The organism is Streptococcus orisratti DSM 15617, assembly GCF_000380105.1.
GTDB classification, from domain to species: domain Bacteria; phylum Bacillota; class Bacilli; order Lactobacillales; family Streptococcaceae; genus Streptococcus; species Streptococcus orisratti.
Genome location: NZ_KB904518.1, coordinates 1 through 5,040, shown reverse-complemented (window position 1 = coordinate 5,040; position 5,040 = coordinate 1). Strand labels below are relative to the sequence as shown.

At 41.4% G+C, this 5,040-nt stretch carries 6 protein-coding genes; all 6 read right to left on the bottom strand.

All coding sequences use genetic code 11. The features are described from left to right. Positions 1-337 precede the first annotated feature (337 nt). A complete protein-coding gene (locus A3I7_RS0111280; protein WP_018376852.1) occupies positions 338-1,177 on the bottom strand; it encodes an SDR family oxidoreductase in 840 nt (279 codons plus the stop codon). Between the two features lie 117 nt (positions 1,178-1,294). After that, positions 1,295-2,017 carry a MerR family transcriptional regulator gene (locus A3I7_RS0111275; protein ID WP_018376851.1) on the bottom strand — a complete coding sequence of 241 codons (723 nt, stop codon included), beginning with the start codon at positions 2,015-2,017 and terminating at the stop codon, positions 1,295-1,297. A gap of 87 nt (positions 2,018-2,104) precedes the next feature. Then, the gene (locus tag A3I7_RS0111270; protein WP_018376850.1) at positions 2,105-3,199 is read right to left on the bottom strand and encodes a nucleotidyltransferase; all 1,095 of its coding nucleotides are present in this window, start codon (positions 3,197-3,199) and stop codon (positions 2,105-2,107) included. Between the two features lie 127 nt (positions 3,200-3,326). Beyond that, positions 3,327-3,680 (bottom strand): hypothetical protein, encoded by a 354-nt coding sequence (locus A3I7_RS0111265; protein ID WP_018376849.1) that lies wholly within the window; start codon positions 3,678-3,680, stop codon positions 3,327-3,329. Then, the gene (locus tag A3I7_RS0111260; RefSeq protein ID WP_018376848.1) at positions 3,681-4,124 is read right to left on the bottom strand and encodes a hypothetical protein; all 444 of its coding nucleotides are present in this window, start codon (positions 4,122-4,124) and stop codon (positions 3,681-3,683) included. It abuts the gene before it with no gap. Next, a complete protein-coding gene (locus A3I7_RS14670) occupies positions 4,114-4,971 on the bottom strand; it encodes a hypothetical protein (RefSeq protein ID WP_245538861.1) in 858 nt (285 codons plus the stop codon). Before A3I7_RS14670 ends, A3I7_RS0111260 begins: the two co-directional genes overlap by 11 nt. Positions 4,972-5,040: the final 69 nt, after the last annotated feature.

Sequence of the window (5,040 nt, the reverse complement as noted above, 5' to 3'; positions counted from 1 at the left end):
TTATCAAAAAATAATTTCAAAATAGAAAGGAACTTGTCCCATCCCAAATTCCAGATAACTAGAACTTACTTTGAGACGCCTCAGAGCCAGTAACTTTAGTGTACTCTTTTTTTCAACTATTTCAAGCCTAAAACACCCTTGAATCTGCATTTTAGGCAAAAACAGAACTTAGTCTGAGACTAAATTCTGTTGGTTTTATGCAGTTTTCTCAGAGTAACTTCTGGAAGGACGGGAACTAGAACTTACTTTGAGAATTTACCTTTAAATCCCTTACAATCGACTAAATAACCATTTTTAGGAAAAAGAATCCTTTTTAGGGTGTATAAACGATTAAAGATCAGCTCAAATCTCGCAAATACTTTGCCAAGGACGTTGATGCTTTTCCAAGCACACGCTCAATATCATCTGATAAACCTGCTTGTTCCCCCTTAGCGATTGCGGTATAAGTTGACACCCAAGAATCGTATTCCCATTGCTCTGCTTGCCATATTTTTCGCGATTCATAAGCTTCCTCAACGGTTTCTTCAACGTACGTCACCGTTTTCCCAAGAGAATGACTGATTTGCTCTGCCATTTCCGATAAAGTCAATTCTTCTGGTCCTGTCATATTTAAGGTTTGATTTGCCCATTTTTCAGGATTTTTAAGAATTTCGACTGCTACATTGGCAACATCTGAACGCACAACAGCAGAAACTTTTCCATTACCTGCAGGACCTTTGATTTCACCATATTGGCATGCCATATCAACAAAAAAATCAATATAAAAATTATCACGCAAAAAAGTGTAAGTCAATCCTTTTTCCTTAATATATTGCTCCGTTGCCGCATGGTCACGTGCCAAAGTAAAGGTTGAATTTGGACTAGCATTGTAAAACGAAGTGTAAACAATATGCTTAACACCAGCCGCTTTAGCTGCATCAATAAAAGCCAGATGCTGTTGCAAACGTTCAGGATTCTCCTTGGCTGAAATCATAAAAAGTACATCAATTCCCGATAGAGCCGCGATAGCTTCATCAGAATACTCATAACTGCACTTTTTCACAGTTGCGCCTGCCAGTTTGAGAGCACGTTCTGGCGAACGCGCCAAGTGACATGCCGCAACACCCGCTTCTGATAATTCCTTAGCAACAAAACCACCCAAATGCCCTGTAACTCCTGTGATTGCTATTTTTGTCATGTTATTTTCCTCCGTTAGCTTTAATCACCTTCATTTTAGCATGAGTTCACAAAAACTGCTGACATTTGGTTTGAAAATGAAAAGCCAAGCTTTTTAAAAGCTTGGGCTACTTATAAATTATCCGTTATTTTTAACATATTCTGGAATGGCAGAACTAACAAAACTAGCTGTCCCTTGACCTGCCGCTTTATCGATAAAAGCTGTGAAACGATTATCCGCAATATACATTTGCCCCAGACCTGACAAAATCTCCACATCACATGGGTAAAAATGCTCACTAATATAGCTTTGTAAAGTTTCAACTTGTTTTTGAACCTTGCCATCAGAAAAAGAAAACTCTTTTAACTTTGCAAAGGCTTTCATTATCGCTACCATTTCTTCCGTAATGACCGAAAAATCAGTCTGTGGATTTTTTTCAAATGCTTGATAAGCTTCCGTCATTCCCCAACGTTCTTTAGCTTCCCTTTGAAAAACTTCCAACTCTGACTTGTCGTAAGCCGTAAATGTCACCATGTTTCCTCCATTTTCCTGCAAGGACTTGGCATGACAAATAACTTTTTCCAAATGCTCTTTTTTCAATTCGAGCCATTTTATCTGCTCGCATAAAGCTTCTTCTTTGTCATAGCTTGGGTCCGACAGGATTTCCTTTATTTTTTTAAGAGGAAATTCTAGCTCACGAAACAGAAGAATTTCTTGCAAGCGTTCAAATGCGTCCATATCATAAAAGCGATAGCCATTTTCCCCAATAAAGGAGGGGCTTAAAAGACCAATCTGATCATAATAATGCAACGTTCGCACGCTAATGCCTGATATCTGACTCATCTCTTTTACTGTTTTCATGTACTAGCTCCTCTCGATGATAAGTATAGGCTATAACGTTACGTTAGGGTCAAGAGAAAAAATGAAGTTTTTTTCACTTATAATCGCTTACTTCTTGATTCTCACTGGTACTTTTCCCCAGTTTTGTTCTTGAATGTGTGGATTTCCTAACGAATAAACTTGGTCGGCTTGTTGCGTCACCACATCCCACGGTTTTGCACCGATTCGAGCCACGGTAGCCACAGATTTTTTCACCGCTTTGAGGTGTTCCTGCCCTTTTGGCGTAAATCCCAGCACATGAATCGCTTCTGGCAAAGGCTTTTCCACAGCTCCCACCAAAATATAAACCAAAATACGACGAATTCGAGCCTTTGTATAGCGTTTCGTAGCAACTTTATCCACTAACTCCTCCACAGTCGCTACGCTCCTAATAGCAGAGCGGATACGGCTAGCCAGTTCTTCATTAACTTGGAAAATCCCCGTCAAATCAACATTTGTCAGAATTTGATATTTCAGCAATTGAAAATAATCATCCCAAGTCACCTGAGGGGCGTTGAGGAAAAGGTCCGCGTTTGGCATGAATTTATCCACAAAATCTTTATCTTTTCTGTGGACACGCAAATTTGTCGCGGACGCAAAGGAGTTTTCAGTCTCGAGCGAGTGATAACCTGCTCCTTGACGCATGATTGGAGTCAGCCAAATAGCTTTTCCAGCGCAAGCTTTGGCATAAGAAAGCCCTAAAATATGATTTGGGGTATTTCCAGTAAAGTTCACACCAGCAAAAGTCTCCCACATTTTCTGCGTTTTCTGTGGATAAGACAAATTATCTGGCAAACTTTTCAAGTAATCCACTATTTTCTGTTGATTATCCCCATAAATCTGTGAAAAGTGTTGATAATCCAGATTTTCTTCAGTGCCAAATGCCAACTTATCCACACCTAAACGCTCTAAAATGTCCACCGCACCTTGTGCAAAGTAATCCGCTGACTGAACAGCCACCAAAAATGGCAATTCAACCACCAAATCAGCGCCATTTCGCAGAGCCATTTCCGCGCGTGTCCACTTATCCACAATCGCAGGCTCACCACGTTGGACAAAATTGCCCGACATAGCTACGATTTTTACCCCCTGCGCCTGTTCCAAAAGGTACTTGTGTCCATTATGAAAAGGATTAAATTCAGCGATGATACCAGTTGTGGTCATAATATCCCCTATTCTACCTTTCGTCTTAAATTTATTTCTATTTGTGTTTATTTATTGACTTATAATGAGATGGTTTGATATGGCTAGGCAAGATTCGTAAGGTATTTGAGAGGGGATATTCTATGAATTATTCACTAAACTTGTCATATTCAGCAGTCTTCGTTTCCATACTTTTGTGAATCGAGGTTGATAACTTACCTTTGATACTGCTGTCCATTTTTCCTTCCACTGTCTCTAAATTTGATTTTGTCTCACTGGCAATCTGTTGGACATAGCCATCGAAAAAAAGTTTAGCGTCCTCTCGCTCTCCTTTACGCAGAGGAGCATGGATATGCTTGATAGACTCTTTATTTAAGGCTCTTAAGGCTGCTAGCGCATTTTCCTTGGTGCTTTCCATACCGTCTGAGATTTCACCGCTGACATAATCGTATCCCTCTGATACGGCACTTTTAAAATCACCCCAATTATTATACCAGGACATCTATTGTATTCCTTTCTCTTCTTTTTCTGCTTGATCAATTTTAACAAGTTCCCAGTATAGAGCATCTACTTTCTCTTCCTGTTCTCTATGTTCCTTTTTATAGTTTTGTTCAAACGCCTCTTCCTCATCTACTAGTTTTTGATGATAGGTAGAAAACTCGTCTTGATTAATTTGAATAGCCATTTCAGTCAAATGATCTAAATTTTGATGAGCCTCTTCAACATTTGGGTTGTCACTATGCTGGCGAAGCATTGCTAGGCTTTCTTCGTAATGGGCATCAATCCCATATTGCAGCTGCTGTCTATAATCTTCCAAACGATTGTATCTTTCTTCAAAAGAACGCTGTTTGGCACGATAGTTCTCTTCCATTTCTTCAAGGACTGCCTGCTCCTGTCTTTGCTGAGCACTGACCTCATCCCACTTTTTAGACCACTTATCCTGCATTAATCATACCTGCTATCTCACTGTCTGTCTCTACCATGGTCACAATGGCCTGCCCAATGCTGTCTTGCAGTTCACTAAAATCATCCGCCAATTCCTGAAACTGGGTCTGTGTTTTGGAACAATGTCTGTTGACATGACCGACAATACTATCATAGGTACAGCCAGCTTCTGCGTAAGCCGCTTTCACTTCATCTGGGGTTAAAATCATACCAAAGGGAACATCATCCAGCTTATCATAGGTGTCCTCTGCACGTTTCAGCGCTTTTTCTTTTTCTGCGGCAACCTGGGTGACCCCTTCCTGAGAAAGGGTCGTCAGCCCTTGAATGACCGCCGTCGCCTGCTGGGCATCTAGGTAAATGACTTCAGAGCCAGTCAGACCTCCAGCCGCGTATTTGTTCTTCAGCTTTTGGACAGCCTTCAGCTGGTCATCAACATGATGGATGGCTTCTTGAAGCCTGAGATTGGGATCCTTGCCGGATTCGCTGACAATCTTTGTGACCTGCTTCATTTGGTCACGGTCCCCAATGATATCATCTAAAGAATGACCGCCTGAATCCGCAATCACATAATCATCACCGATATAGACACCTCCAGCCATATTGGACGCATGGTTCAATGGGTCCCACTCGGTTCTAAGCCGGGTCACTTTTCCCGTAAAGGTCTTTCGATCGTTTTTGATATCCTTCACACTGTCGGAACTGCCGACCGCTACGGCTAAAGCAAGCGCGGGATTTTGAGTCACCAGGCCGATTGAAGCTGCTGGGATATAGAGCGGAGCGGCATTATAGACAATCGTATTTTTAGCATTTTTCTCCAGCGCCACCCGCTGAGCGACATTGCCTCCCAAAGAATGGCCGGTCAATGTGAGATTGGCCGAACCATACTTTTCCGCTATCTTATCATAAAACTGGTAGGC